We start from the raw sequence: 23,687 nt of genomic DNA, 5'->3' as shown, positions 1-23,687 counted from the left end.
CTCACGACAGTGCCGCCCGCAGTTCCCGCCGGGCCCGCATGGCCCGGGTCTTGATCGTCCCCTCCGGCAGCCCCAGCAACAGGGCGGCCTCCCGCACGGTGAAGCCGTCGAGGACGGTCGCCTGCACAACGGCCCGCAACTCGGGCGACAGCCGGTGCAGGGCATGCTCCAGCCTCGCGTCGTAGGTGTCCAGCATGGCTTCCTCCTCTGCCGACGGCGACCAGGCGAGAAGGGTCTCGTCGGCCGTGGCGGCGGTCCGTGGGCGGGCGAGGGCCCGACGACTCGCGTCGACGAGGCGGTGCGCGGCGATGGTCCACACCCAGCCCACCACCTCACCGCTGCCCCGGTAGGTGCCCGCCGCCCGCCAGACCGCCAGAAAGGTCTCCTGCAACAGATCGGCGACGAGTTCCGGGTCCCGGCAACGGCGGCGCAGCCGCAGGGTCAGCCAGGGCGCGTGTCGGGCGTAGAAGACCTCGAACGCCCGCCGGTCCCCGGTACCGACGAGGCGCAGCAACTCCTCGTCGCCAACCTCCATCACGTGAAGGTAGGACGCGCCCCGGCCGGAAACGGTTCTCCCTGGCCGGACGCGCCGCCGGAACCGCCGAGCGCGAGACCGGCAGACCGCGTACACCCGGGTCGGCCGGTGCGGCAGCCGGCGATCAGGTCGGGGCCGGGTGGCTTAGGCTCGTCGGGTGGAGCGAACCCAGAGCCGTCCGACCGGCCCGCGGACCGCCGTGGTCTGGACCGTGCTGCGCCGTGAGCTTGCCCGGCAGCAGGGCAGGACGCTCACCGTGCTCGACGTCGGCGGCGGGACCGGCGGCTTCGCGGTGCCGCTGGCCGAGGCCGGTCACCGGGTGACGGTGGTGGACGCCAGTCCGGACGCGCTCGCCGCGCTGACCCGGCGGGCCGCCGAGGCCGGGGTCGCCGATCGGGTACGCGCCGTGCAGGGCGACGGTGACGCCCTCGCCGGACTCGTCGAGCCGGCCAGTGCCGACCTGGTGCTCTGCCACGCCGTACTGGAGGTGGTCGACGATCCGGCCGGAGTGGTCGGGGCGATCGGCACCGCACTGCGCCCCGGCGGCGCGGCGAGCGTACTTGTGGCGAACCGGGCCGCCGCGGTGCTGAGCCGGGTCACGAACGGGCACCTGGAGGTCGCCGCCACCCTGCTGCGTGACCCGGACGGGCACGCCGGGCCCCGGGACACCCTGCGCCGGCGTTACGACGCCGACGGCGCCACCGCGCTGCTGGAGGTGGCCGGGCTGGCGGTCGAACAGATCCACGGGGTACGCGTATTCGCCGACCTGATCCCGGCGGTGGCCGCCGAGGCGGATCCGCCGGCCCTGCTGGAGCTGGAGTTGGCCGCCTCGGCCCTGCCGCCGTACCGGGACATCGCCGCCCAGCTGCACCTGTTCGCCCGCCGTCCGGCATGACGATTCCACTCCACCCACTCGACCTGGTCCGCCCGCACTACTTCGGCGGCAGCCTCTCCGACGTGCTGCCCAGCGCACTGTCGGTGCTCGGCGTACCCGCCGGGGCGGCGGACCGGTCAGATCCGCTCGGACTGGCCGACCAGCTCGCCGGGGTACGCCGGATCGCGGTGCTGCTCGTCGACGGGCTCGGCTGGTACCAGTTGCCGACCGCCGCCCCGCACGCACCGATGCTTACCGACCTGGCCGCCCGGTTCGGACGCCCGCTCACCTGCGGGTTTCCCTCCACCACCCCGACCAGCCTGGTCAGCTTCGGCACCGGGGCCGCACCCGGCGCACACGGGGTACTCGGCTTCCACGTCAACGTGCCCGGCACCGACCGGATACTCACGCACATCGACTGGCCCAGGTCGACGGTCGACGGTCCGACCTTTCCCGGCGGTGGTCCGGGCTCACCCGTCGGCGGCGACCGCCCCAGTGGCTCCTGGTCGACGCCGGGCGGCCCGGTGCCCAGCCCCGCCACCGGGTCCGGCGACGACCCCGATCCGCACCGTTGGCAGCCGCTGCCGACCCAGTTGCAGCGGGCCGAGGCGGCCGGGGTGGCGGTGACCGTGGTGAGCAGGTCGGCACTGGCGAACACCGGGCTGAGTGTGGCCGCCTACCGCAGCGGGACGCACCGGGGAGCGGAGGACGCCGACGCGCTGGCCACCGAAATGCTCGGCGCGCTCACCGCCGGGGACGGCCCGACCCTGGTCTACGGCTACCACCCGGAGGTGGACCGGCACGGCCACGTCAGCGGCATCGACTCGGCCGGCTGGCGTTCCGCCGTCACCGAGGTCGACGCGCTGGTGGGCAGGTTGGTCGACGGACTGCCGCCGGACGCCGCACTGCTGGTCACCGCCGACCACGGCCAGCTCGACATTCCGGCGCAGGGCCGCCACGACCTGGACACCGATCTCCGGCTGTGGGCCGGGCTGCGGTTGGTGGCCGGCGAGGCGCGGGTCCGCTACCTGCACACCCTGCCGGGGGCGACCGCCGACGTGGTGGCCGCCTGGTCGGAGGTGCTCGGCGAGCAGGCCTGGGTGACGACCCGGGAGGAGGCGATCTCAGCCGGCTGGTTCGGTCCGGTACCCGAGGCGCATCTGCCGCGTATCGGTGACGTGGTGGTCGCCTGCCTGGCCCCGACCGTCGTACTCGCCTCGAAGACGCACAACCCGATCGAGACGACGCTCGTGGCGTACCACGGTTCGTGCACGGCGGCCGAGATGACCATTCCACTGCTGACCGTACGCGCGCCTCGCGGCTAGCGCGTTCCGGGGCGAGAAAGACCCGGTCGCGTCGCGCGTATCCCCGGGGTGGACATACCCGGAATGGATGCCGTCCGGCAATTGTGACCGCTCGGCGTGCGGCGAACTGCCGCTCGATTTCCTGTGTGGAGCGCCACGGTAAGCATGGCCGTACGGGTCCATGATTTGTCAGATCTGGCCCGGTCGATACGGGATGATGAAGATCACAAAATGCAGTGAGGCATGCTGCCCAAAATGACGTGCATGAGCGAGCGGGGGATCGGAATGCACGAAAGAACGGGGTTTTCGGCCACAGTTCATCTACTCGGGCCGGTCGATGTCGAGACGGCTGACGGGTGGTCCAATGGCCTCCCCGCCCAACTGCGCAAGGTGCTGGCCGTCCTTGCCGTGCACCGGGAGGTGTCGCTCTCTGCCGACCAGATCGTGAAGCGGGTCTGGGACGGCGATCCGCCGGAGAGCGCGATCCAGATGGTCCGCAACCAGATCCGGGCGCTGCGCAGACTCTTCGAGGCAATCGAGGGAGAGGCCGTCGAGCGCAGCCACGGCGGGTACCGCCTCACGGCGGTCGGGTTGGCGGTCGACGCGGAGCTGTTCAGGACGCTGGTCCGGGAGGGGCGGTCGCGGCACGGCGCCGACGACGCGGCCGGCGCGGTGCGGACCCTCACCCGGGGGCTCGAGCTGTGGCGCGGCCCGGAGGCGCTCGTCGACGTGCGGGACGTGCCGGACCTCCAGGTGGAGGCCGCGGGCCTGGACGAGCTGCGGTTCCAGGCCGAGGAGATGATCGCGGAAGGGTATCTCCGGCTGGGGAGTCCGGAGGACGCCCTGGGCATTCTCCGGGCGCTGACCACACTGCACCCGTCCCGGGAGTGGCCCTGGGTGCAGTTGATGGCGGCGCAGACGCTGATCGGCCGGCGGATCGAGGCGACGGACGAGACGTACCGGCGGGCGAGGCACCATCTGGTGGACAGGAGCGGCCTGGACGCGCCGCTGATCGCCCAGGTGCACCGGGCGTTGCTTCTCGGCGTCGACGGGAACGAACTGGTCGCCATGATCCGGCGGGGGCCCGGAGAGCATTCCGATCGTTTGTCCCGATGGGGAAATGCCGGGCCGGTCCGGGACATGTAAAGGGTGTACCCCGCCGAGGGAGAGGGGCACCTGCCCATGGACGAGGAGCGGAAGAGTCGCTTCGAGGCGATCTATGCCGCCACGTTTCACCGCATCCTCGGCTTCGCCGTGCGTCGATGTGACAGCCCGGAGGACGCGGCCGACGTGGTGGCGGAGACGTTCGCCATCGCCTGGCGCCGGATGGACGTGGTGCCAACCGGTGACCAGGCCCGGCTCTGGCTGTACGGCGTCGCCCGCAACGTGCTGGCCAACCAGCGGCGCCAGGCGGCCCGACGGCACGACCTGTCGGTGGCGCTCGCCGCCGAGGTCACCCCGCTGTACCAGCGGAGCGCGGAGGAATGTGCCGAGTTGGGCACGATCGGTCAGGCGCTCCGCGGTCTGCCGTACGACGACCGGGAGCTGCTCTCACTGGTCGCCTGGGAGGGCCTGGACCACGGCGAGATCGCCAAGGTGCTGGGGTGCTCGCGCAACGCGGTGCGGATCCGGCTGCACCGGGCCCGCAGACGTCTCGTCCGCGAGCTGGCGACGGCCGGCGTCTCGACAGACTGGCCGGCGATGTCAGGGAGGGAGACCCGATGACCGACTCGACACGGGCAGAACGCCAGTTGGCCAGGTTGTCCCGGGTACGGGACGAGGAGCTGACCGGGATCGCGTCCGGCCCGGCCGCCCGGACACTGCTGGCCGCGCTGCTGACCGAGCAGGCCCGGCCGGAACGTCCGGCGCCGTCGTCGGACCGTCCGGCGCGTCCCGTGCCGTCGTCCGGGGGGTCGGCGCGGCCGGTGCCGTCCTCGGGGCGTCCCGAGCGTCCGGTGCCGGGTTCCCGGTGGCGCGGCCGGCCGATCCGCAGGTGGGGGCTGGCGACGGCCGCCCTGGTCGCCGTGACCGCTGCCGTGGTGCTCGGCCCCAGCCTGCTGTCGGACGGGACGGGCACCGCCACCTCCTACGCCAACTCCGCGATCGAGATCCGGCAGGAGGGGGAGTTCTTCGTCGCCCGGATCAAGGACCCGCTCGCCGACCGCGCCCGGTACGTGGAGGCGTTCCGGGCGGTCGGCAAGGACGTCGAGATCGAACTGGTCCCGGTGTCCCCGAGGCTGGTCGGCGTACGGATCCAGGCCGGCGGCAACGGAAGCGGGCAGGTCCGTGCCTCCAGCGAGATGGTCGGTACCGGGCCGACACCTGTCGACTGCGCAGTGGTTCCGGCGAGTTGCACGCTGGTGATCCGGATATCCACCGACACCACCGGGCTGGTCCGGTACAAGGTCGGCAGGGCGGCTCTGCCCGGCGAGGCGTACCAGGATCCGGTGTCCACCCCGGGCGTACCGCCGGCACCCGGAACCGGGGGCGACGGTGGAACGGGGGACTGACGCCACGGCCGCCCGGGAGTTACGCGGCAGTTGCGTCGACAGTTATGACGCTGGTCGATGCTTCTCGGGGAGGCGAGGTGGCCCAAGCCGAAGTTGGGCCACCTCACTCCCCACTGTAGAGGCGCCGTGGTCCCGGGAGGCCGGGGCGGCGCCCGACGAGAGGAGCACGGGATGTCGACGACATCGGTCAACAGGGGCCTCCGGACGGGGCTCCGCACCAGGGTGGCAGGGGGGCTTGGCGCGGCCGGCCTGCTGGTCGCGGGCAGCCTCGCGCTGGCCAGCCCGGCGCAGGCGGCCTGCGCCTACGACTACACCACCCACGGATTCAACTCCTCCTACGCGGAGGCGGAGACGGCGGACTGCTCGTACTCGAGCAACTCCTACGCCCAGCACGGCGGCGACAGCGTCTACTCGGGCTGGTACACCGTCTCCTCGTGGGCCCGCGCGGACAGCGGTGTCTCGTTCAGCCACAACGCGGACAACTTCTTCTCGTAGGCCCGGCACCGCCGGCCATGGCCACGCGAGAGCCGTGGTTGCCACGGATCTCCGTGGCCATGGCCGGCGGTGTAGGGGAAAACCAGATTGGAGCGGGAGATGAGGTCAGCCAGGATCTGGCCGGCGGTACTGATGGCGGCGCTGATCGGCCTCTCGGCCTGCGCGAGCGAGTCGAAGACGACCGACGGCCTGCCCCACCGTGGCACGGACGAGCGGATGAAGCCCCTGGTGGAGCAGTTCAAGGACGCCCGCACCCGGGCCAGGTCGGACTTCGAGCGGGCGGCGCTGGACCGGGCCATCAAAAGCGGCAAGATCGACCCGGCGGACTACGAGGAGGCGTTCAACCGGTACCGCCAGTGCGCGCAGGACGCCGACCTCGACGAGACGTACACCAAGCTGCCGAACGGGACCTACCGGGTCACCCCGCCGTCGGGCATCGAGGACGTCGACGCCTACGGCAAGGTCATGACGAAGTGCGCGCAGAATGCCGGCCTGGCCACAATCGAAGCGCTCTACCGGACCCAGGTCGACAACCCCGAGCTGCTGGCCGATCCGAAGCTGGTGGTGGTGCGCTGCCTGATCAAGGTAGGTCTGGTGCCGCCCGACTACACCGTGGAGAAGCTCACCACGTTCCTCCAGGCCGATGTCGAGGACATGACCGATTTCGACCCGATGAACGCCGAGGCGCAGAAGTGCCTGACCGCCGGCGGGATCGCGCTCGTGATCAACAGAACCCCGCAGAGCGGCGGCTGAGGTGGCGAGCGGTCGGACCCTGGGCACGGCCCTGCTCGCGGGGGTGATCCTGGCCAGCACGGCCGGCGCGACGGGTTTCCTGCTCCGGCCGGCCACCGCACCGCGGACGCTGCAGGCAGCGACCGAGGTGACGTCGGCGCCGGTCGGCCGCGAGGAACTCGTCGACGAGCGTACGGTGAAGATCTCCCTCCGCAAGGCGGCGGCTCCGCCGCTGGTCGTGGGAATCGCCGGCCGGGTCACCACGACATCCTGCGCGGTCGGCCGGCCGCTGCGCTCGGGCCGGGCGGTCGCCCGGATCGACAACACCCCGATCCTCGCACTGGCCACCTCGACGCCGCTCTACCGCGACCTGGGGCGCGGCACCCGGGGCGGTGACGTCAAGGCGCTCCAGCGTGAGCTGGTCCGGCTCGGTCACCGGGTCGGCACGGGCGGGAGGTACGACCGCCGGACGGCGACGGCGGTGAAGAAGCTGCAGAGGGCCGCCGGAGTATCCCGGCCGGACGGCGCGATCACGGTCGGCGAGATCCTGTGGCTGCCCGCCAGCTCGGTGGTGCCGGAGTCCTGTGAGCTGGTGCAGGGCGCGTACGTGTCGTCGGGCCAGACGTTCGCCAAGGTGGCGGCGCGGCTGACCTCGGTCGTCGTCGAGTCGATGCCGTCCACCGGCGCCCCCGGGGCCCGGGTGATGGCCCTGATGGGTGTCACCGGACCGTTGAACGAGGACGGCACCGCCACCGACGCCGCGTTCCTGGCCAAGGTGGCCGGCACCCGGGAGTACCGCCTGGTCGAGGCGAGCGACGAGGAGCCCGAACTGACCGCGGTCATCTCGTTGCGGGAGGGCCTGCGGACCCTGAAGGTACCGCCGGGGGCGCTGTTCGGCGTCGAGGGGGATCGCGGGTGCGTCCAGTCCGGCCCGGAGGCGTACCCGGTGACGATCGTCGGGTCGAAGCTCGGTGCGACGCTGGTGGTGCCGGCGGCCGACGGGCCCGGGACCGACCTGCCGGCGCACGTCGACCTCGGGTCGTCGATCACCCTCGACTCGTGCGGGTGAGGCCGGTGACGGAGGCCCGGAAACTCGTCACCGGCGTCGGGCTCGGGCACCGCTTTCCCGGCACGGCCCACCTGTTCACCGATCTCGACTTCGAGTTGCGCCCCGGGCAGATCGTCGGCCTGTGCGGCCCGTCCGGCTCGGGGAAGTCGACGCTGCTGTCGATCCTCGCCAGCTGGGTGACCCCGACCGAGGGCCGGGTGGAGATGCGCGGAGTCGAACGTACCGGCTGGGTCTTCCAGAACCCGTACGGCGTGCCACGGCGCACGGTCCTCGACCATGTGTGCCTTCCGCTGCTGGCCAGGGGGCAGGCTCGTCGCGTCGCGGAACGGCGCGCACTGGAGGTGCTGGCGAGGTTCAACCTGGACCGGGCGGCGCGGCAGCCGTTCCGGGAGCTGTCCGGCGGTGAGGCGCAGCGGCTGATGCTGGCCCGTGCGGTCTGCTCCGAGCCCGACCTGCTGCTGGTCGACGAGCCGACCGCCCAGCTCGACATCGTGACGGCGGCGACGGTCAACGAGACGCTCGGCGCCGTCGCCCAGGACGGCACCATCGTCGTGATCGCCACCCACGACCCGCACACCCGGGCCGCCTGCACGCAGGTCATCGACCTGTCCGCCCCGGCTCTGCACGCCGAGCGGGGGCGCACCGGCACCGACGACGTACGGGAGGGTGATCCGGGCGGATGAGACTGCGGTCGATCTTCTCCGAGGCGTACCGGAACATCGTCACCGGGACGACCCGAGCCCTGCTGCTGGCGGTCGCCCTGGCCACGACCAGTTCCGGTCTGGCCATCGCCGACGCCCGGTCGGTCATCGACATGGAGCAGCGGGCCGCCGGGTTCGTCTCCTCCGGCGCGTCGGTGCGGGTGCTGGTCGCGCGGAAGTCGACCGACGCGGCGGCCTGTGAGCGGCTCGCCCGGATATCCGGGATCGGGTCGGCGGGAGCGCTCCGTGAGACCGAGCCGGTCGTGTTCCGGGCGATGATCGCCAACCCGGTGCAGGCGTACGCGGTGACCCCAGGGCTGCTCAAGGTGCTGGGCGGTGACCCGTCCGCCCCGGCCGGCGTGTGGCTCTCCGCCCAACTCGCCGAGACCCTTGGTGTGCGGCCGGGGCAGGAGATGGCGACCACCCGGGGAACGCTGACCGTGGCGGGCGTCTACGACTATCCGGAGGACGGCCGCGACAGCCGACTCAACTACGCCGCGCTGGTCCCGCAGCCAGCGACCGGCACCTTCGACGAGTGCTGGGCGAACATCTGGCCGTTCTCGCAGGCGCGGGACGACCTGCTCTACACCGCGCTCGCGGTGGACACCAGCTCCACCGATCCGGTCAACGTCGGCCAGCTCAACACGAGTCTCGGCAACCGGTTCTACGGGGTACGGGAGTTCACCGACCGGCCCACCCGGTACGCGCTGCACGGCTGCCTCCTGGTGGGACTGGTGCTGGGCTTCCTGGCGGTCCGGATGCGGCGGCTGGAGATCGCCGGGGCGCTGCACCTCGCCCAGTCCCGCCGCGCCCTGTTGGCCACACACCTGGTGGAGACAGCCGTGTGGTCCTGCGGTGCGCTGCTCCTCGCCGCCTGCGCACTGCTGTTCGGCGTCGTCCTGGCCGGGAGCAGCGATCCGGGGGACGTCTATCTGATCGACATCCGGGGGCCGGTCGCCGCGGTGCTGGCCGCGCTCGTCGGTGCGGTCCTGGCCCTGTGCACCATCCGCGAGAAGCACCTGTTCGGGTACTTCAAGAACCGCTGAACCCCGACCGGGACGGCGCCGGGGCGGAGACCCGGGTAGGAGTGCCGCGGTTGCAGGGCGACCGGCGACGGTGCCAGCCGGAGTTGTCGGCCGGTCCCGTCGTACCCCCGGGTTAACCTGCCGGTATGGGTCGCAGCCACACCGTGCCACGCGGCGGTGATCCGCGCTTCGGCGCGGACGCCGACGACTCCGGCTCGCCGATCCTGCACGTCGACATGGACGCGTTCTTCGTCGCGGTCGAGGTCCGCCGCCGGCCCGACCTGCGGGGCCGGCCCGTCGTGGTCGGCGGGACCGGCACCCGCGGCGTGGTCAGCTCGGCCAGCTACGAGGCCCGGGAGTACGGCGTGCGCAGCGCGATGCCGACGATGCGGGCCCGGGCGCTCTGCCCCTCGGCGGTCTTCCTGCCACCCGACTTCGCGCAATACACTGCCGCCTCCCGTGCGGTGATGGAGATCTTCCGTGACGTGACGCCGCTGGTCGAGCCCCTCTCGCTCGACGAGGCCTTCCTCGACGTCGCCGGGGCGCGCAAGCTGCTCGGCAGGCCGGCCGAGATCGCCCGGCTGATCCGGGCCCGGGTGGCCGAGCAGGAGCGGCTGACCTGTTCGGTCGGGGTGGCGCCGACCAAGTTCGTGGCGAAGCTCGGCTCCAGCCGGGCCAAGCCGGACGGGTTGATCGTGGTACCGGTCGACCGGGTGCTGGAGTTCCTGCACCCGCTGCCGGTCGAGGCGCTCTGGGGGGTGGGGGAGCGGGCGGCGGAGACGCTGCGCCGGCTCGGCCTGCGTACGGTCCGGGACATCGCCGAGGCGCCGGTCGGGCTGCTCCGGGGCAGCCTGGGTGACGCGGCAGCGGCGCACCTGCACGAGCTGGCCTGGGGGCGCGATCCGCGTCGGGTCAGCCCGGAGCACGCGGAGAAGTCGATCGGCGCCGAGGTCACCTTCGACACCGACCTGGCCGATCCGGAAACGCTCCGGCGGGCCCTGCTGGCGCTCGCCGAGAAGGTCGGGGTCCGGCTGCGCCGGGCCGGGCAGGTCGGCCGGACAATTTCGATCAAGGTCCGGTTCGCCGACTTCCGCACGGTCAACCGGTCCCGCACCCTGGGCGGTCCGACCGACGTCACCCGGGAGGTGTTCGACACCGCCTGGGCGTTGTTCGACGCACTCGGCCCCGGTGACCGGATTAGGCTGATCGGCATCCGGGTCGAGGGGCTCAGCGACGGCGATCAGACACCCCGACAGCTCGCGCTCGGCGCGCCCGAGCACGGCTGGCGGGAGGCGGAGGCCGCCGCGGACGCCGCGGCCGCCCGATTCGGGCGTTCCGTGGTACGCCCAGCGAGTCTCCTGGGGCACGACGACCTGCGCCGGACGGAAAATCCGACGCGGCCATAGGTCGTCCCGCTTTCCGACCCGCGACCCCCCTCGTAGACTGGCGGGTAAGCAGCCGGTTGGCTGCCACGGTCTGTCGGTCCGAGCGGACCGGCCAACGTGACCGGGGAGGAGTGCCGTGCCGCTCTCGGAGCACGAGCAGCGGCTGTTCGAGCAGATCGAGCAGTCGCTTGCCGAGGACCCCAAGTTCGCCTCGGCTGTGCGCGCCAGCGATCCGCGTTTCCACGCGCGACGTCGCCTGCTCGTCGCGGTCAGCGTCATCATCGCTGGCCTTGCATTGGTCGTCTACGGCACGGTGAGCAAAACTCCGCTGCTCGGAGTGGCGGGCTTCGTGGTGATGCTCGGTGCGGCCGCGTTCGCGATGCTGTCGCAGCGTAAGGCGCAGTCACCCGACCTGCACGTGGTCGGCGGCACCACCAGCCGCCGAGTCCGCAGCGGGCGACGCCTGTCGTTGATCGACCGACTCGAGGAGAGGTGGCGTCAGCGGCCGGAAGGCCACCGCTGACCGTTCCCGTCCGTGGGGTACGCCCCGTTGACGGTACCGTCGGGATCCGTCCCGGCGACCAGTGGCAATTCTCCATGCCCGCACACCCGCCGTCAGCGGCGCGTTTTTCCGCCGGCCGTTCGGGGCAGCCGCCCGTGGGCCGCGTTCGGCTCTGCCGGCCCTGGGGCGGTTCCTTCATCGCGGTCAGCGGGTGCCGGTTTCCGCCTTCGAGGGTGCTGTGATCCGCCTCACGGGCGTCGTACCCAGGTCGACAGCAGAGCGAGGGCCCACCCCGCGACTCGCGGAGTGGGCCCTTCCAGCTCGGTAGGCGTTACCGGCAGCCCGGATCAGCGGGACGCACGTCCGGCGAGCACCCGTCGAGGGCTCCACCGCAGCATACGGTCCCGGACCCGGCCGGTCAGCCCGACGATCCCGGCCGACAGATCCATGATCGCCAATCGCCAGCGAAAGAGTACCGACGGCGGCAGGGTGGCCGCCACCAGCCGGGTACGCCGGTCGGCTCCGGCGCTCAGCGCCCGGCGTACCGAGCGGAGAGCCTCGGCCAGCGGACCGGCCCGCAGCGGCTCCCGGGCGTACCTGGCGCGTTCCTCGGCGTGCCCGAGCAGCCGGATCGCCTCGTCGGCGCTGCCGGCGGTCAGCCCCTCCCGGACCAGCCGGTCGGCGGTGGCCCGGGGCGTCTCCGCCGGATCCACCCGGACCCGGAAGTCGACAAGGGTGTCGACCAGCTCGTCCCAGGCGGCGTGCGCGTCGGCGCGGGCCCGGGCCAGTTCGGAGTCGCTGAGCACCACCCGGGCCACCCCGGGCGCCGCGTTCTCGCCCGCGGTCACCGAGGCCAGGGCGCTGGCCGCGGCGGCGGCCCGGGTCTGGCGGCGCCGCCGGAGCAGCATCCGCCGCAGCGCGGGCACGGTCAGCAGCAGGGCCAGCAGCACCACCCCGGTGAGTACCCAGAGCGGCCAGTTCGGCCCACTCTCCGGGGCGATCCCGGCGGTGCCGTCGAACGCCTCGTCGAGCGGCCGGTCCGTACCGTCCGCCGCCGACGGATTGGCCGACGGGTCGGTGGTGGGGCCGGTCGGCGTCGTCGGGGAGGTGGAGGTCTGCTCGGGCGCGTCCGGGTCCGGTGCCCACTGCGAACGCCACGAGCCGGTGACACTGGCCGCTGGTGTGGCGTCGAACGGAACCCAGCCGATCCCGGTGAAGTAGACCTCGGTCCAGGCGTGCAGGTTGTTGTTGGTGAGCGTGTAGGTGTTGCCCGACCGGTTGGCGCTGGTGAAGCCGAAGGCCACCCGGGCCGGTACGCCGGCCTCGCGGACCAGCCAGGTCATCGCGGCGGCGTACTGCTGGCAGAAGCCGACCTTGTTGGTGAGGAAGTTGACGATGTCCTGCCCGCTGGTGCCACCCTCGGTGTTCAGGGCATAGCCGAAGCCGTTCTTCCGGGAGAAGTGGTCGTAGATCGCCCGGACCCGCTCGTAGTCGTTCCGCTTGCCGGTGGTCAGCCGGGTGACGAGTTCCTGCACCTCCCGTACCGGTTCGACGGTGGTGTAGAGCTTGCGGAACGCGTGCTCCGGCGCCAGCGTCGGTGCCGCGGCGAGCGCCGCCGGGGTGTACTCCGAGCGGACGAAGTCGAAGGAGTACTTCTTGTTCCGCGACGACGCCCGTTCCGAGTAGAGGACCTGCATGGTGGCGTCGTAGCGCCAGTTCCCGTCGACCTGCCGGGTGTTCACCGGGGCGGTGTAGACCGGCAGGAACGGCATGGCGAAGTCGAGGATCTCGACGTCCGCGTTGTACTGGTCGCGGCTGATGCCCGGGGCAGCCCGGCTCACCTCGCGCGGATCCGGCAGACCCTGGGTCACCGGCGTCCCCTCCGGGGAGCGCGGCCCGAAACCGGTCCGGGAGAAGTCGTCGGCGACCGCGAAACGCAGGTAGAACGGATCGGGGTCGTTGGTGCTCACCCGTACCATGTCGCGCTGCTCGGAGCGGTTGAGTTCACCGCTGAGCTGGGCGAAGAGGTTCACCCGGCCCGGCGAGCCACCCTGCCCGGCCCGGCCGCTGCCGTCGCCCGGGCCGCCGCCGCTGTTGAACTGGCTGAGCAGCCCCGAGGTCATCCCCGGTACGGCCAGCGGCAGCAGCACGGCCACCGCGACGCCGATCACCGCCAGCCGGCGACCCGCGGCGGCCAGCGGTGACGGCTCCCAGACGTCCACGTCCCGCCCGTCGCCGGTGAACCGCCGTCCGAAGTGGCGTACCCGGTCCACGTTGTCGGCGGCGAGCAGCCAGAGGAAGCCGACCGCCCCGATCACGAACGGCACCGCCGAGACGCTGTCGACGTGTACAGCCACCGGCACCGAGTAGATCGCCAGCATCGGCAGCCCGGCCAGGGCGGGACGGCGCATCCCGACGGTGAGCAGGTCCACCACGATCGCCACCCCGCCGACCCCGAGCGCGGTCAGGAAGAGCAGCGAGTTCAGGTCCTGCACCGGTACGCCGTACGCGCGCATGTCCTCGCCGGAACTGGCGATCAGTGAGCCGAAGTGGGTGATGGTGCCGGGGGTGGGCAGCAGGGAGAGCATCTCCTCCCCGCTCGGGAAGATCCAGGTCAGCCCGAACAGCAGCGCGGCGACCATGCCGAGCCCCTGTGCCCAGATCGGCGCCCGCCACCAGCGGGTCAGGGTGGCCGCCCCGGCGATCAGCCCGACGACGATCGTGCACTGCACCAGCCAGGTCCACCGCTCGTAGATGGTGGACATCGGCGCGGCGGCGAGCAGGGTGGCCGCAGCCGCCACGAATCCCAGGTGTCGGCGTCCCCTCATCACATCTTCCCGTCCGTGCCGGTGCTGTCGATCGGTTTCATTGCGCCGCCCTCATCCACCTCGCCGGTCCCGTCCACACGACCGTCACCGCACTCCACCGGTGGCGTCACCGCACTCCAGTGGCGACGGTCACCGCACTCCACCGGCGACCGTCTCGGCCAGTACGGCCCGCCAGGCGAAACCCTGCGAACCCCGGGCCGCCTGCGGCCAGAGCGCCGGCAGCTTGCTGCCGTGTTCGACGCCCACCACCCGCCAGCCGCTGCGCATCAGCCCGAGCGCGGCAGCCCCGTGTGCGTGGTTCGCCTCCTCCCGGGCCTGCGGGTTCAGGTTGAGCCAGGTCGAGCTGTCCACCAGGAACGCGATGCAGGTCGCCCCGTTGCCACGCAGTCCGGCCAGCAGGTCCGCCTCGGCCGTGGTCAACGTGCCGAGCAGCGCGATGACCAGCCCGCCGTCGGAGCGCTGCCGTACCCGCTCGACAAGCGTAGCCACGTCGCCGCGCTGACTGAGCCGGACGTCGGCGAGGTAGTCCAGCAGCAGTCCCTCACCACCGGCGTCGTTCGCGCTGGCGTCGATGCCGGAGTCGCTGACCAGCCGGAGCTTGTAGCCGGCCTGCCGCAGGTGCACGGCGATGCTGGCCACCGCCGACACCGCCCACTCGAAGCTGGCGGTCGGCCCCTCGCCCCGGTGCGCGAACGCCCGGGTGTCGAGAACCACCGTCGCCCGGCTCTCCCAGGGCTGCTCCTCCCGGCGCACCATCAGCTCGCCGGTGCGGGCAGTCGACTTCCAGTGCACCCGGCGCAGGTCGTCGCCGCGCCGGTACTCCCGGGTCGCCGCGTCGTCCTCGCCGTGTACCGCCACCGAACGGGCCCGGCTCTCGCCGGTCCCGGCGTACTCGCCGGCCAGCCGGACCGAGGGGAGCGGGGTGACCTGCGGGATGACGGTGAGCGGGTCGACGCTGGGGAACGCCCGGGTCAGCTCGCAGAGCCCGAACGGGTCGGTGAGCCGGATCACCAGCGGGCCCACCTCGTAACGGCCGCGCACGTCGGCCCGGACCGTGTACGCCACCGAGCTGGCCTGGTGCGCGCCGAGGCGTTCCAGCACCACCCGGGGACGGCTGCCGAGCGCGTACGGCAGCCGGTCCTCCAGCAGCAGCGTCCCGGTCGGCAGCCGGGACATGTTCTGCAACCGGAGCACCACCCGGGAGCTGGCCCCGACCGGCACCCGGTGCGGCTCCAGCGAGCGGCTGCAGGCGAGCTTGTAGCGGCTGCGCCCGACGTAGAGCGCGGCGAGCAGCGGCAGTACGCCGAGCAGGATGGCGACCCGGAGCAGGTCCTTCTCGCCGAGGATCAGCGCGGAGATCGCCGCTGCCACGGCGGCGGCGAGAAAGGACCGCCCCCGGGTGGTGAGACCGCGCAGCGCCTCGCGCACCGTCATCGCCTCCGCGGCTCGTACTGCGAGCGTCCGGTGCTGCCGTCCCCGGAGGGTGGCCGGGTGTCGTACGGCGAGCGCTGCCGTTCGTGCGGCAACGGCAGCCGGTGCACCAGGTCGGAGATGATCGCGTCGGTGGTACGCCGGGCGAGCTGCGCGTCGGCGGTGGAGATGACCCGGTGCGCCAGTACCGGCACGGCCAGCGCCTGGAGGTCGTCGGGGAGGACGTAGTCGCGTCCCTCCAGTGCGGCGACCGCCCGGGCGGTGCGCAGCAGTTGCAGGGTGGCCCGGGGGGAGGCGCCGAGCCGCAGGTCGGGGGATTCCCGGGTGGCGGTCACCAGGTCGACGGCGTACTGCTTGACGGCGTCGGCCACGTGCACGTCGCGGACCGTGGCGATCAGTTGGCGTACGGTGGCGGCGTCGGAGACCGGCCGCAGCTCGTGGATCGGGTCCCGGCCGCCGTGCACGTCCAGCATGGCCAGCTCGGCACCCGGGTCCGGATAGCCCATCGCGATCCGGGCGGTGAACCTGTCGCGCTGCGCCTCCGGCAGCGGATAGGTCCCCTCCATCTCGATCGGGTTCTGGGTGGCGATCACCATGAACGGCGTCTGCAGTTCGTAGGTGACACCGTCGACCGTGACCTGCCGCTCCTCCATGCTCTCCAGCAGCGCGGACTGGGTCTTCGGCGAGGCCCGGTTGATCTCGTCGCCGACCACCAGGTTGGCGAAGACGGCGCCCGGCTTGAACTCGAAGTCGTGCGTCTCCTGGTTGTAGACGCTGACCCCGGTGACGTCGCTGGGCAGCAGGTCGGGAGTGAACTGGATGCGCCGGACCGAGCAGTCGATCGACCGGGCGAGCGCCTTTGCCAGTTTGGTCTTGCCGACGCCGGGTACGTCCTCGATCAGGAGATGGCCCTCGGCCAACAACACGGCGAGGGCGAGCCGCACAGTCGCGGTCTTGCCCTCGATGACCTCTTCGATGTTGGCCACGATCGCGTCGCTGGCGGTACGGAACTGGTCACTCGGCAGCGCGCCGCCCAGTTCGTCCCAGGTCTGTTGAGTCACGGGCCTCCTCCTCGTCGATCACGGCCGTCGCCTAGTAAGAGTCGTTGGGTCGACCGTATGGTTCGCGGGAGAATACGTCCGTCCGGAGTAACCGGATCACCCGCATCACTCAGGCTAACCGTATTCGGCGGGAGAGCCGAGCACACCCGGGAGCCGGGGGACGATCCTCCGCCGATATTCGGCTGCGAAAGCCCTGCCAGCAGGCGGTACGATGGCCGCATGTCCCGGGTTCGCCTGCTCCTTAGCGAGCCGTGCTGACGCGACAGACAGCGACAGCACGGCTACCCCTCCTGCGCGAGGGGCTTTTTTGTGCCCGGAGTACGGACCCGGCCCGCAGAGGAGACGACATGACGACCGAGGCAGCCGAACCGGCGGCGGACGTGCCTCCGTTCCGCTACACGGCGGAGCTGGCCGGCGAGATCGAGCTGCGCTGGCAGGCACACTGGGCCGAGCGGGGCACCTTCCTGGCGCCCAACCCGGTCGGGCCGCTGGCCGATCCCGGCCATCCCAGGGCGGACGCGGCGAAGCTGTTCGTGCTGGACATGTTCCCGTACCCGTCCGGGGCAGGGCTGCACGTCGGGCATCCGCTCGGCTACATCGGCACCGACTGCTACGCCCGCTACCAGCGGTTGGCCGGCCGCAACGTGCTGCACACGATGGGCTTCGACGCGTTCGGGCTGCCGGCCGAGCAGTACGCGGTGCAGACCGGTACCCATCCGCGGACCACCACCGAGGCGAACATCGGCTACTTCCGGGCGCAGCTGCGCCGGCTGGGGATGGGGCACGACCACAGGCGTTCGGTGGCGACGATCGACCCTGACTACTACCGGTGGACGCAGTGGATCTTCCTACAGATCTACAACTCCTGGTACGACACCGCCGCCGGCCGGGCCCGGCCGATCGACGAGCTGGTCGCCGAGTTCGAGGCGGGTACCCGGGCCACCCCGGACGGCCGGGCCTGGGCAGAGCTGTCCGCGGCGCAGCGGCGGCGCGTCGTCGACGACCACCGGCTGGCGTACGTCTCGCAGGCGCCGGTCAACTGGTGCCCGGGGCTGGGCACGGTGCTGGCCAACGAGGAGGTGACCCCGGAGGGCCGGTCCGAGCGGGGCAACTTCCCCGTCTTCAAGCGCAACCTGAAACAGTGGATGATGCGGATCACCGCGTACGCCGACCGGCTGGTCGACGACCTGGACGCGCTGGACTGGCCCGACGCGATCAAGCTGCAACAACGCAACTGGATCGGCCGGTCGACAGGTGCGCACATCGAGTTCCCGACCGCAGCCGCGCCGATCCGGGTCTTCACCACCCGGCCGGACACCATCTTCGGGGCCACCTACCTGGTGCTGGCCCCGGAGCATCCACTCGTCGAGTCGCTGACCGGTGACGCCTGGCCGGCGGAGACCCGGGACGCCTGGACCGGCGGGCAGGCCGACCCCCGGGCCGCGGTGCACGCCTACCGGGAGGCGGCCGGCGCCAGGACCGACGTCGAGCGGCAGGCGGAGAGCCGGGAGAAGACGGGTGTCTTCATCGGGGCGTACGCCACCAACCCGGTCAACGGCGCGCAGATCCCGATCTTCATCGCCGACTACGTACTGGCCGGTTACGGCACCGGCGCGATCATGGCGGTACCCGGGCAGGACGAGCGGGACTGGGAGTTCGCCAAGGTCTTCGAGCTGCCGATCGTGCGTACCGTGCAGCCGCCGGAGAACTTCGACGGCAGGGCGTACCCGGGGGAGGGGCCGGCGATCAACAGCGCCGCGCCGGAGCGCGGCCTGGACCTGAACGGGCTTCCCGTCGCCGACGCCAGGGCCAGGATCGTCGAGTGGCTGGAGGCGAACGGGTACGGCTCCGGCGCGACCACCTACCGGCTGCGGGACTGGCTGTTCAGCCGGCAGCGCTACTGGGGCGAGCCGCTCCCGATCGTCCACGACGAGCAGGGCAACCCGCACGCGCTGCCCGAGTCGATGCTGCCGGTCGAACTGCCCGAGGTGGACGACTTCGCGCCGCGCACCTTCGACCCGGACGACGCCGACACCGATCCGGAGACCCCGCTGTCCCGACGCAGGGACTGGGTCGAGGTCGAGCTCGACCTGGGCGACGGGCCGAGGCGCTACACCCGGGAGACCAACGTGATGCCGCAGTGGGCCGGCTCCTGCTGGTACGAGCTGCGCTACCTGGACCCGGCCAACTCGCAGGTGCTGGTCGACCCGGCCAACGAGCGGTACTGGATGGGCCCGCGCTCACCGGGCGATCCCGGTGGCGTCGACCTGTACGTCGGCGGCCAGGAGCACGCCGTACTGCACCTGCTGTACGCCCGCTTCTGGCACAAGGTGCTGTACGACCTGGGCCACGTCTCGTCGTACGAGCCGTACCGCCGGCTCTACAACCAGGGCATGATCCAGGCGTACGCCTTCCAGAACGACCGGGGCGGCTACGTCGAGGCGGCCGAGGTGGAGGAGGTCGACGGCCGGTACTACTTCCGCGACCAGGAGGTCACCCGGGTCTACGGCAAGATGGGCAAGTCGCTGCGGAACGTGGTGACCCCGGACGAGATGTGCGAGGCGTACGGCGCCGACACGTTCCGGGTCTACGAGATGTCGATGGGCCCGCTGGACGTCTCCCGACCCTGGGAGACCCGGGCGGTGATCGGGGCGTACCGGTTCCTGCAACGGGTCTGGCGGATCGTCGTCGACGAGCGGACCGGGCGGCTGCGGATCAGCGACGCCCGGGCCGACGAGCAGACCCGGCGGCTGCTGCACCGGACCATCGACGGGGTCCGGGGCGACCTGGACGCCATCCGGATGAACACCGCGATCGCCAAACTGATCGAGCTGACGAACGCGCTGACCCGGCTGGACCCGGCTCCCCGCGAGGTGGTCGAGCCGCTGCTGCTGATGCTGTCGCCGTTCGCCCCGCACATCGCCGAGGAGTTGTGGCAGCGGCTGGGGCACGCCGGGTCGCTGGCGTACGAGCCGTTCCCGGTGGCCGACCCGAGCCTGCTGGTCGCCGAGACGGTGACGTACCCGGTGCAGGTCAACGGCAAGGTCCGGGGCCGGGTCGAGGTCGCGGCCGACGCCGCCGAGACCGACGTCCGGGCCGCCGCCCTGGCCGCCGTCGCCGACCACCTGGGCGGCCGGGAACCGCGCAAGGTGATCGTGGTTGCCGGCCGGATGGTCAGCGTCGTCGTCTGACGGCTCGTGTCGTCTGCGGCGCCCTTACGGCCGATGACGATGCCCGGCCGGGCGGTGGACGGGGCCGCCGTCGCCTTTGCCGGGTCGGTGTCGTCGACTGTCGGCGCACGACCTGGACACCAGGGGCGTTACCCGGGGCGGATTTCGCCTCTGGTGTCCAGGCGAGTGGTCCGAGGCCGGGTCAGCGGGAAGAGAGCAGGGCCTCGACGGTGATCGGCAGGTGCCGGATCCGCCGGCCGGTGGCGTGGTGGACGGCGTTGGCGATCGCGGCGGAGGTGCCGACGATGCCGATCTCGCCGACCCCCTTCACCCCGAGCGGGTTCACCACCGAATCGGGCACCTCGATGGTCTCGACGACGACGTCCGGGACGTCAGCGTTCACCGGTACCAGATAGTCGGCGAGGTTGGCGTTGGCCCAGCGCCCGGTGTGCGGGTCCATCCGGGTCGCCTCCAGCAGCGCCTGGCCCAGCCCCCAGAGCATCCCGCCCATCAACTGGCTGTGCGCGGTCTTGCGGTTGAGTACCCGGCCGGGGGCGAAGACGCCGACCAGCCGGCGTACCCGGACCAGGCCGAGATCGGCGTCGACGGCCACCTCGGCGAACTGCGCGCCGAAGGTGTGCATCGCGTGGTCCGTCATCGGCGGCAGGACGGGCTGCCAGGTGCCCACCGCCTCGACGTCCGGGATGTGGTTCCGGCCGAGCAGCTCGGCGTAGGTCTCGCCGACGTCGGGGCGGTCGCGCAGGCACATCCGGCCGTCCCGGACCACCACTGCGGCCGGGTCGGCGCCGTGCAGCGGGGAGTGCTGGTCGGCCACCGCCTGCCCGACGAGCTGGTCGCGCAGCTGGGTGCAGGCCAGGTGTACCGGCGAACTGGTCGCGCCCGAGCCGGCCGAGCCGACCGCGGCGGCGACGTTGGGCAGGTCGGTGGTGCCGCCGAGGAACCGTACCCGCTCGACCGGCAGGCCGAGGCCGTCCGCCGCGACCTGGGTCATCGCGGTCAGCGCGCCGGTACCGAACTCCGAGATGCCCGCCTCGACGACCGCGCTGCCGTCGAGGTACATCCGGGCCCGGGCCCGCTGCGGGCTGATCGGGGCGGCCACCGGATAGGCGGCGGTGGCCATCCCGGTACCGATCTGCCAGCGTCCCTCCCGGCGGGCGCCGGGGGTCGGGTCGCGGTCGGCCCAGCCGAAGAGTTCGGCGCCGCGCTGGTAGCACTCCCGCAGTCCCTTGCTCGACCACGGCTTGCCGGTGTCGGGGTCGACGTCGGTGTGGTTGCGCAGCCGCAGCTCGATCGGGTCGATCCCGGTGGCGTACGCCAGCTCGTCCATCGCGGACTCCAGGGCGAACATCCCGGTCGCCTCGCCCGGGCCACGGGTGAACGTCGGGGTGATGGTGTTGCCCCTGGCCAGCCGGTAGCCGCCGGCGTAGTTCGGTGACGCGTAGGCGATCGCGGCCGACTCCAGCGAGGTCTCGGCCCAGTCGTCGAAGTGCGAGGTCAAGGAGAGCTTGTCGTGCGTGAACGCCACCAGTCTGCCGTCGCGGTCGGCGCCGAGGCGGATCCGCTGCTCCTGTTCCTCCCGGTGCCCGCAGGAGTGGAACATCTGGTCGCGGCTGAGGGTGAGCCGGACCGGCCGGCCGACCTGGCGGGCGGCGAGCGCGGCGAGGGTGACGTGTGGCCAGATCAGCGCCTTGGACCCGAAGCTGCCGCCGACGAAGTGACTGACCACCCGGATCTGGGTCGGTGCCAGGCCGAGCAGTTCGGCGACGCTGAGCTGGGTCGCGGTCGGCCCCTGGGTCGAGTCGTAGATCGTGAGCCGGTCGACGTCGTCCCAGACCACCGTGGTCGTCGACATCTCCAGCGGGTTCTGGTGGTTGGCGGCGAACCCGTACGTCAGGTCGAGGCGCACCTCGGCGTCGCGCAGTCCCGCCTCCGGGTCGCCCCGGGTGGGATTACGGCCGGGTACCAGCCCGCCGAAGATCCGCTCCGGCTCGTAGCTGCTGTCGCGTACCTGGTCGAGCAGGGTCGCCGACGGTGTCTCGGCGTAGCTGACCTGGACCAGGGTGGCCGCGTACTCGGCCCGCTCGATGGTGTCGGCGACGACGATCGCGACCGGCTGCCCGGCGTAGTGCACCACGTCGTCCTGCATCGGGAAGAAGCTCTGCCCGTGTGCGACGAGTCCGGCCAGCGACGGGAAGAGTTTCGGCTGGGCGGCGACCCGGGGCAGGTCGAGGTGGGTCAGCACCGCGATCACCCCGTCGGCGACAGCTGCCTGGCGGCAGTCGATCCCGATGATCCGGCCGCTCGGCACCCGGGCGCCGACCAGCACCGCGTGGCCGAGGTTCGGCAGGTTCAGTTCCCCGGAGTACCTGGCCGCGCCGGTGACCTTGGCCCGGCCGTCCACCCGGTCCAGGGCGGCGCCGAGCACCGGGCTCATCCGCGTACTCCGTTCATCGCGGGTTCCCGTCGTCGCTGACCATCCGGGCGTCGCCGGTGACCATGCGCAGCGCCCGTACGATCGTGCGCCGGCCAAGCTCGATCTTGTACGCGTTCATCCCGTGCGGCACCGCGTCGGCCAGTTCCGCCTCGGCTGCCGCCCGGAACGACTCGACGGTGGCCGGTGCGCCGACGAGCACCGACTCGGCCCGGCGGGCCCGCCAGGGTTTGGTGGCGACACCGCCCAGCGCCAGCCGTACGTCGGTGACCACCCCGGCGTTCAGCGAGACGGCCACCGCGGCCGAGGCGAGCGCGAACTCGTACGACTCCCGGTCCCGCACCTTCAGATAGATCGAGGTACTCGCCATCGGCAGCGGCGGGATCTCCACGGCGACCACGAGTTCGCTGTGCGCGATCGGGTGCTCGCGGTCCGGGGTGTCGCCGGGGACGAGGTAGAAGTCGTCGGCGGGGATCTCGCGGTGCCCGGCCGGCCCCTGGGTGAGCACCACCGCGTCCAGCGCGACGAGCGCGACGGCGAGGTCGGAGGGGTGGGTGGCGATGCAGTGCGCGCTGGTGCCGAGGACGGCGTGGCCACGGTTGACCCCGGTCAGCGCGCTGCACCCGGTGCCCGGTTCGCGTTTGTTGCAGGCCGCCGCCACGTCCCGGAAGTAGCCGCAGCGGGTCCGCTGCATCAGGTTGCCGCCGATCGACGCCATGTTGCGCAGTTGCGGGGAGGCACCGAGCAGCAGCGCCTGGGAGACCATCGGGAACCGGCGGCGGATCGGCAGTGCCTGGGCGATGTCGCTCATCCGGGCGACGGCGCCGATCCGTACCCCGCCGCCGGGCAGCTCGTCGACCTGCCGCAGCGGCAGGTCGTTGATGTCGACCAGGCGCTTCGCGCTCGCGACGTGGATGCGTTGCAGGTCGACCTCGGTGGTGCCGCCGGCCAGGAAGGTGCTGCCCGGGTCGGCGGCGACCGTGCCGATCGCGGTGGCCACGTCGGCCACCCGGGAGTAGCTAACCGGTCGCATCGGGCCCGCCCGTCCCGGCCTCGTCCCGGACCTGCCGGATGGCGGCCCGGATGTTCGGGTACGCCGCGCACCGGCAGATGTTGCCGCTCATCCACTCCCGGATCGTGTCGTCGTCGGCGGCGTGCCCCTCGGCGAGGAACGCCACGGCCGACATGATCTGTCCCGGGGTGCAGTATCCGCACTGGAAGGCGTCCTGGCTGATGAACGCCGTCTGCATCGGGTGCAGGTCCACCCCGTCGGAGAGCCCCTCGATCGTGGTGACCTCGCGGGTCTCGCAGGTGATCGCCAGGGTGAGGCAGGCAAGCACCCGCCGCTTGTCGACCCAGACCGTGCAGGCGCCGCAGGCACCCTGGTTGCAGCCCTTCTTGACGCCGGTGAGGTCGAGCCGGTCGCGGAGCGCGTCGAGCAGGCTGACCCGGGGCTCGACCAGGATGCTCCGCATGGTGCCGTTGACGGAGAGCCGGACGACAGTGGCGTTCGGGCCGCGTACGACGGCGGTGTCGGCGACCTCCACCGCACCGGCTGTCTCGGCGTACGACTTCACCCGTCACCTCGCTGACCATCGCTGCGCGGATCGCGC

Annotated in this window: 20 protein-coding genes; 13 read left to right on the top strand and 7 right to left on the bottom strand. The window is 72.1% G+C overall.

Going from position 1 to position 23,687, the window contains the following annotated elements:
- Position 1: 1 nt before the first annotated feature.
- Positions 2–535 carry an RNA polymerase sigma factor gene (locus tag CLT71_RS12045; RefSeq protein WP_486483217.1) on the bottom strand — a complete coding sequence of 178 codons (534 nt, stop codon included), beginning with the start codon at positions 533–535 and terminating at the stop codon, positions 2–4.
- 157 nt (positions 536–692) lie between these two features.
- On the opposite strand from CLT71_RS12045, the gene CLT71_RS12040 reads away from it, so the two are divergent.
- The 12 genes from CLT71_RS12040 (at position 693) to CLT71_RS11985 (ending at position 11,153) form a co-directional block, all read left to right on the top strand.
- Positions 693–1,430 carry a methyltransferase domain-containing protein gene (locus CLT71_RS12040; RefSeq protein WP_101367175.1) on the top strand — a complete coding sequence of 246 codons (738 nt, stop codon included), beginning with the start codon at positions 693–695 and terminating at the stop codon, positions 1,428–1,430.
- Positions 1,427–2,734, top strand: a complete 1,308-nt coding sequence (locus CLT71_RS12035) for an alkaline phosphatase family protein (protein ID WP_101367174.1) — start codon at positions 1,427–1,429, stop codon at positions 2,732–2,734. Before CLT71_RS12040 ends, CLT71_RS12035 begins: the two co-directional genes overlap by 4 nt.
- A 222-nt stretch (positions 2,735–2,956) precedes the next feature.
- Positions 2,957–3,859, top strand: a complete 903-nt coding sequence (locus tag CLT71_RS12030; protein ID WP_101367173.1) for an AfsR/SARP family transcriptional regulator — start codon at positions 2,957–2,959, stop codon at positions 3,857–3,859.
- Positions 3,860–3,895: 36 nt separating this feature from the next.
- Positions 3,896–4,438, top strand: a complete 543-nt coding sequence (locus CLT71_RS12025; RefSeq protein ID WP_101367172.1) for an RNA polymerase sigma factor — start codon at positions 3,896–3,898, stop codon at positions 4,436–4,438.
- Complete coding sequence (locus CLT71_RS12020; RefSeq protein ID WP_101367171.1) at positions 4,435–5,223, top strand: hypothetical protein; 789 nt, start codon at positions 4,435–4,437, stop codon at positions 5,221–5,223. The genes CLT71_RS12025 and CLT71_RS12020 overlap by 4 nt, the downstream gene beginning before the upstream one ends.
- Before the next feature lie 171 nt (positions 5,224–5,394).
- Positions 5,395–5,718 carry a hypothetical protein gene (locus tag CLT71_RS12015; protein ID WP_143743443.1) on the top strand — a complete coding sequence of 108 codons (324 nt, stop codon included), beginning with the start codon at positions 5,395–5,397 and terminating at the stop codon, positions 5,716–5,718.
- Positions 5,719–5,817: 99 nt separating this feature from the next.
- Positions 5,818–6,471, top strand: a complete 654-nt coding sequence (locus CLT71_RS12010; RefSeq protein ID WP_101367169.1) for a hypothetical protein — start codon at positions 5,818–5,820, stop codon at positions 6,469–6,471.
- A gap of 1 nt (position 6,472) precedes the next feature.
- The gene (locus CLT71_RS12005) at positions 6,473–7,519 is read left to right on the top strand and encodes a peptidoglycan-binding domain-containing protein (RefSeq protein ID WP_101367168.1); all 1,047 of its coding nucleotides are present in this window, start codon (positions 6,473–6,475) and stop codon (positions 7,517–7,519) included.
- A 5-nt stretch (positions 7,520–7,524) separates the two neighbouring features.
- On the top strand, positions 7,525–8,202 hold the full coding sequence (locus CLT71_RS12000) for an ABC transporter ATP-binding protein (protein ID WP_101371378.1): 678 nt from the start codon (positions 7,525–7,527) through the stop codon (positions 8,200–8,202).
- Complete coding sequence (locus CLT71_RS11995; RefSeq protein ID WP_101367167.1) at positions 8,199–9,266, top strand: hypothetical protein; 1,068 nt, start codon at positions 8,199–8,201, stop codon at positions 9,264–9,266. The genes CLT71_RS12000 and CLT71_RS11995 overlap by 4 nt, the downstream gene beginning before the upstream one ends.
- Positions 9,267–9,391: 125 nt before the next feature.
- Positions 9,392–10,651 (top strand): DNA polymerase IV, encoded by a 1,260-nt coding sequence (locus tag CLT71_RS11990; RefSeq protein WP_101367166.1) that lies wholly within the window; start codon positions 9,392–9,394, stop codon positions 10,649–10,651.
- A 115-nt stretch (positions 10,652–10,766) separates the two neighbouring features.
- Positions 10,767–11,153, top strand: coding sequence for a DUF3040 domain-containing protein (locus tag CLT71_RS11985; protein ID WP_101367165.1), 387 nt, complete (start codon positions 10,767–10,769; stop codon positions 11,151–11,153).
- Between the two features lie 326 nt (positions 11,154–11,479).
- Here the strand turns inward: CLT71_RS11985 and CLT71_RS11980 are convergent, their stop codons facing one another.
- The 3 genes from CLT71_RS11980 to CLT71_RS11970 all read right to left on the bottom strand — a co-directional run bounded on the left by CLT71_RS11980 (position 11,480) and on the right by CLT71_RS11970 (position 16,452).
- Positions 11,480–13,960 (bottom strand): transglutaminase TgpA family protein, encoded by a 2,481-nt coding sequence (locus CLT71_RS11980; RefSeq protein WP_101367164.1) that lies wholly within the window; start codon positions 13,958–13,960, stop codon positions 11,480–11,482.
- Positions 13,961–14,089: 129 nt separating this feature from the next.
- A complete protein-coding gene (locus CLT71_RS11975) occupies positions 14,090–15,388 on the bottom strand; it encodes a DUF58 domain-containing protein (protein ID WP_101371377.1) in 1,299 nt (432 codons plus the stop codon).
- A 2-nt stretch (positions 15,389–15,390) separates the two neighbouring features.
- Complete coding sequence (locus CLT71_RS11970) at positions 15,391–16,452, bottom strand: AAA family ATPase (RefSeq protein ID WP_101367163.1); 1,062 nt, start codon at positions 16,450–16,452, stop codon at positions 15,391–15,393.
- 347 nt (positions 16,453–16,799) lie between these two features.
- Between CLT71_RS11970 and leuS the strand changes: the two genes are divergently transcribed.
- Positions 16,800–19,643: a leucine--tRNA ligase gene (gene leuS / locus CLT71_RS11965; RefSeq protein ID WP_101367162.1), complete on the top strand. Its 2,844-nt coding sequence runs from the start codon at positions 16,800–16,802 to the stop codon at positions 19,641–19,643.
- Positions 19,644–19,824: 181 nt separating this feature from the next.
- On the opposite strand, the gene CLT71_RS11960 is transcribed toward leuS, so the two are convergent.
- The 3 genes from CLT71_RS11960 to CLT71_RS11950 are packed head-to-tail and all read right to left on the bottom strand — an operon-like array spanning position 19,825 to position 23,549.
- Positions 19,825–22,077: a xanthine dehydrogenase family protein molybdopterin-binding subunit gene (locus tag CLT71_RS11960; RefSeq protein ID WP_101367161.1), complete on the bottom strand. Its 2,253-nt coding sequence runs from the start codon at positions 22,075–22,077 to the stop codon at positions 19,825–19,827.
- Between the two features lie 13 nt (positions 22,078–22,090).
- Positions 22,091–23,107, bottom strand: a complete 1,017-nt coding sequence (locus CLT71_RS11955) for an FAD binding domain-containing protein (RefSeq protein ID WP_101367160.1) — start codon at positions 23,105–23,107, stop codon at positions 22,091–22,093.
- Positions 23,094–23,549 carry a (2Fe-2S)-binding protein gene (locus CLT71_RS11950; RefSeq protein ID WP_101371376.1) on the bottom strand — a complete coding sequence of 152 codons (456 nt, stop codon included), beginning with the start codon at positions 23,547–23,549 and terminating at the stop codon, positions 23,094–23,096. Before CLT71_RS11950 ends, CLT71_RS11955 begins: the two co-directional genes overlap by 14 nt.
- Positions 23,550–23,687 lie beyond the last annotated feature (138 nt).

The sequence above is a fragment of the Plantactinospora sp. CNZ320 genome (assembly GCF_002846275.1).
This window is presented reverse-complemented; position numbering and strand designations above follow the sequence as displayed.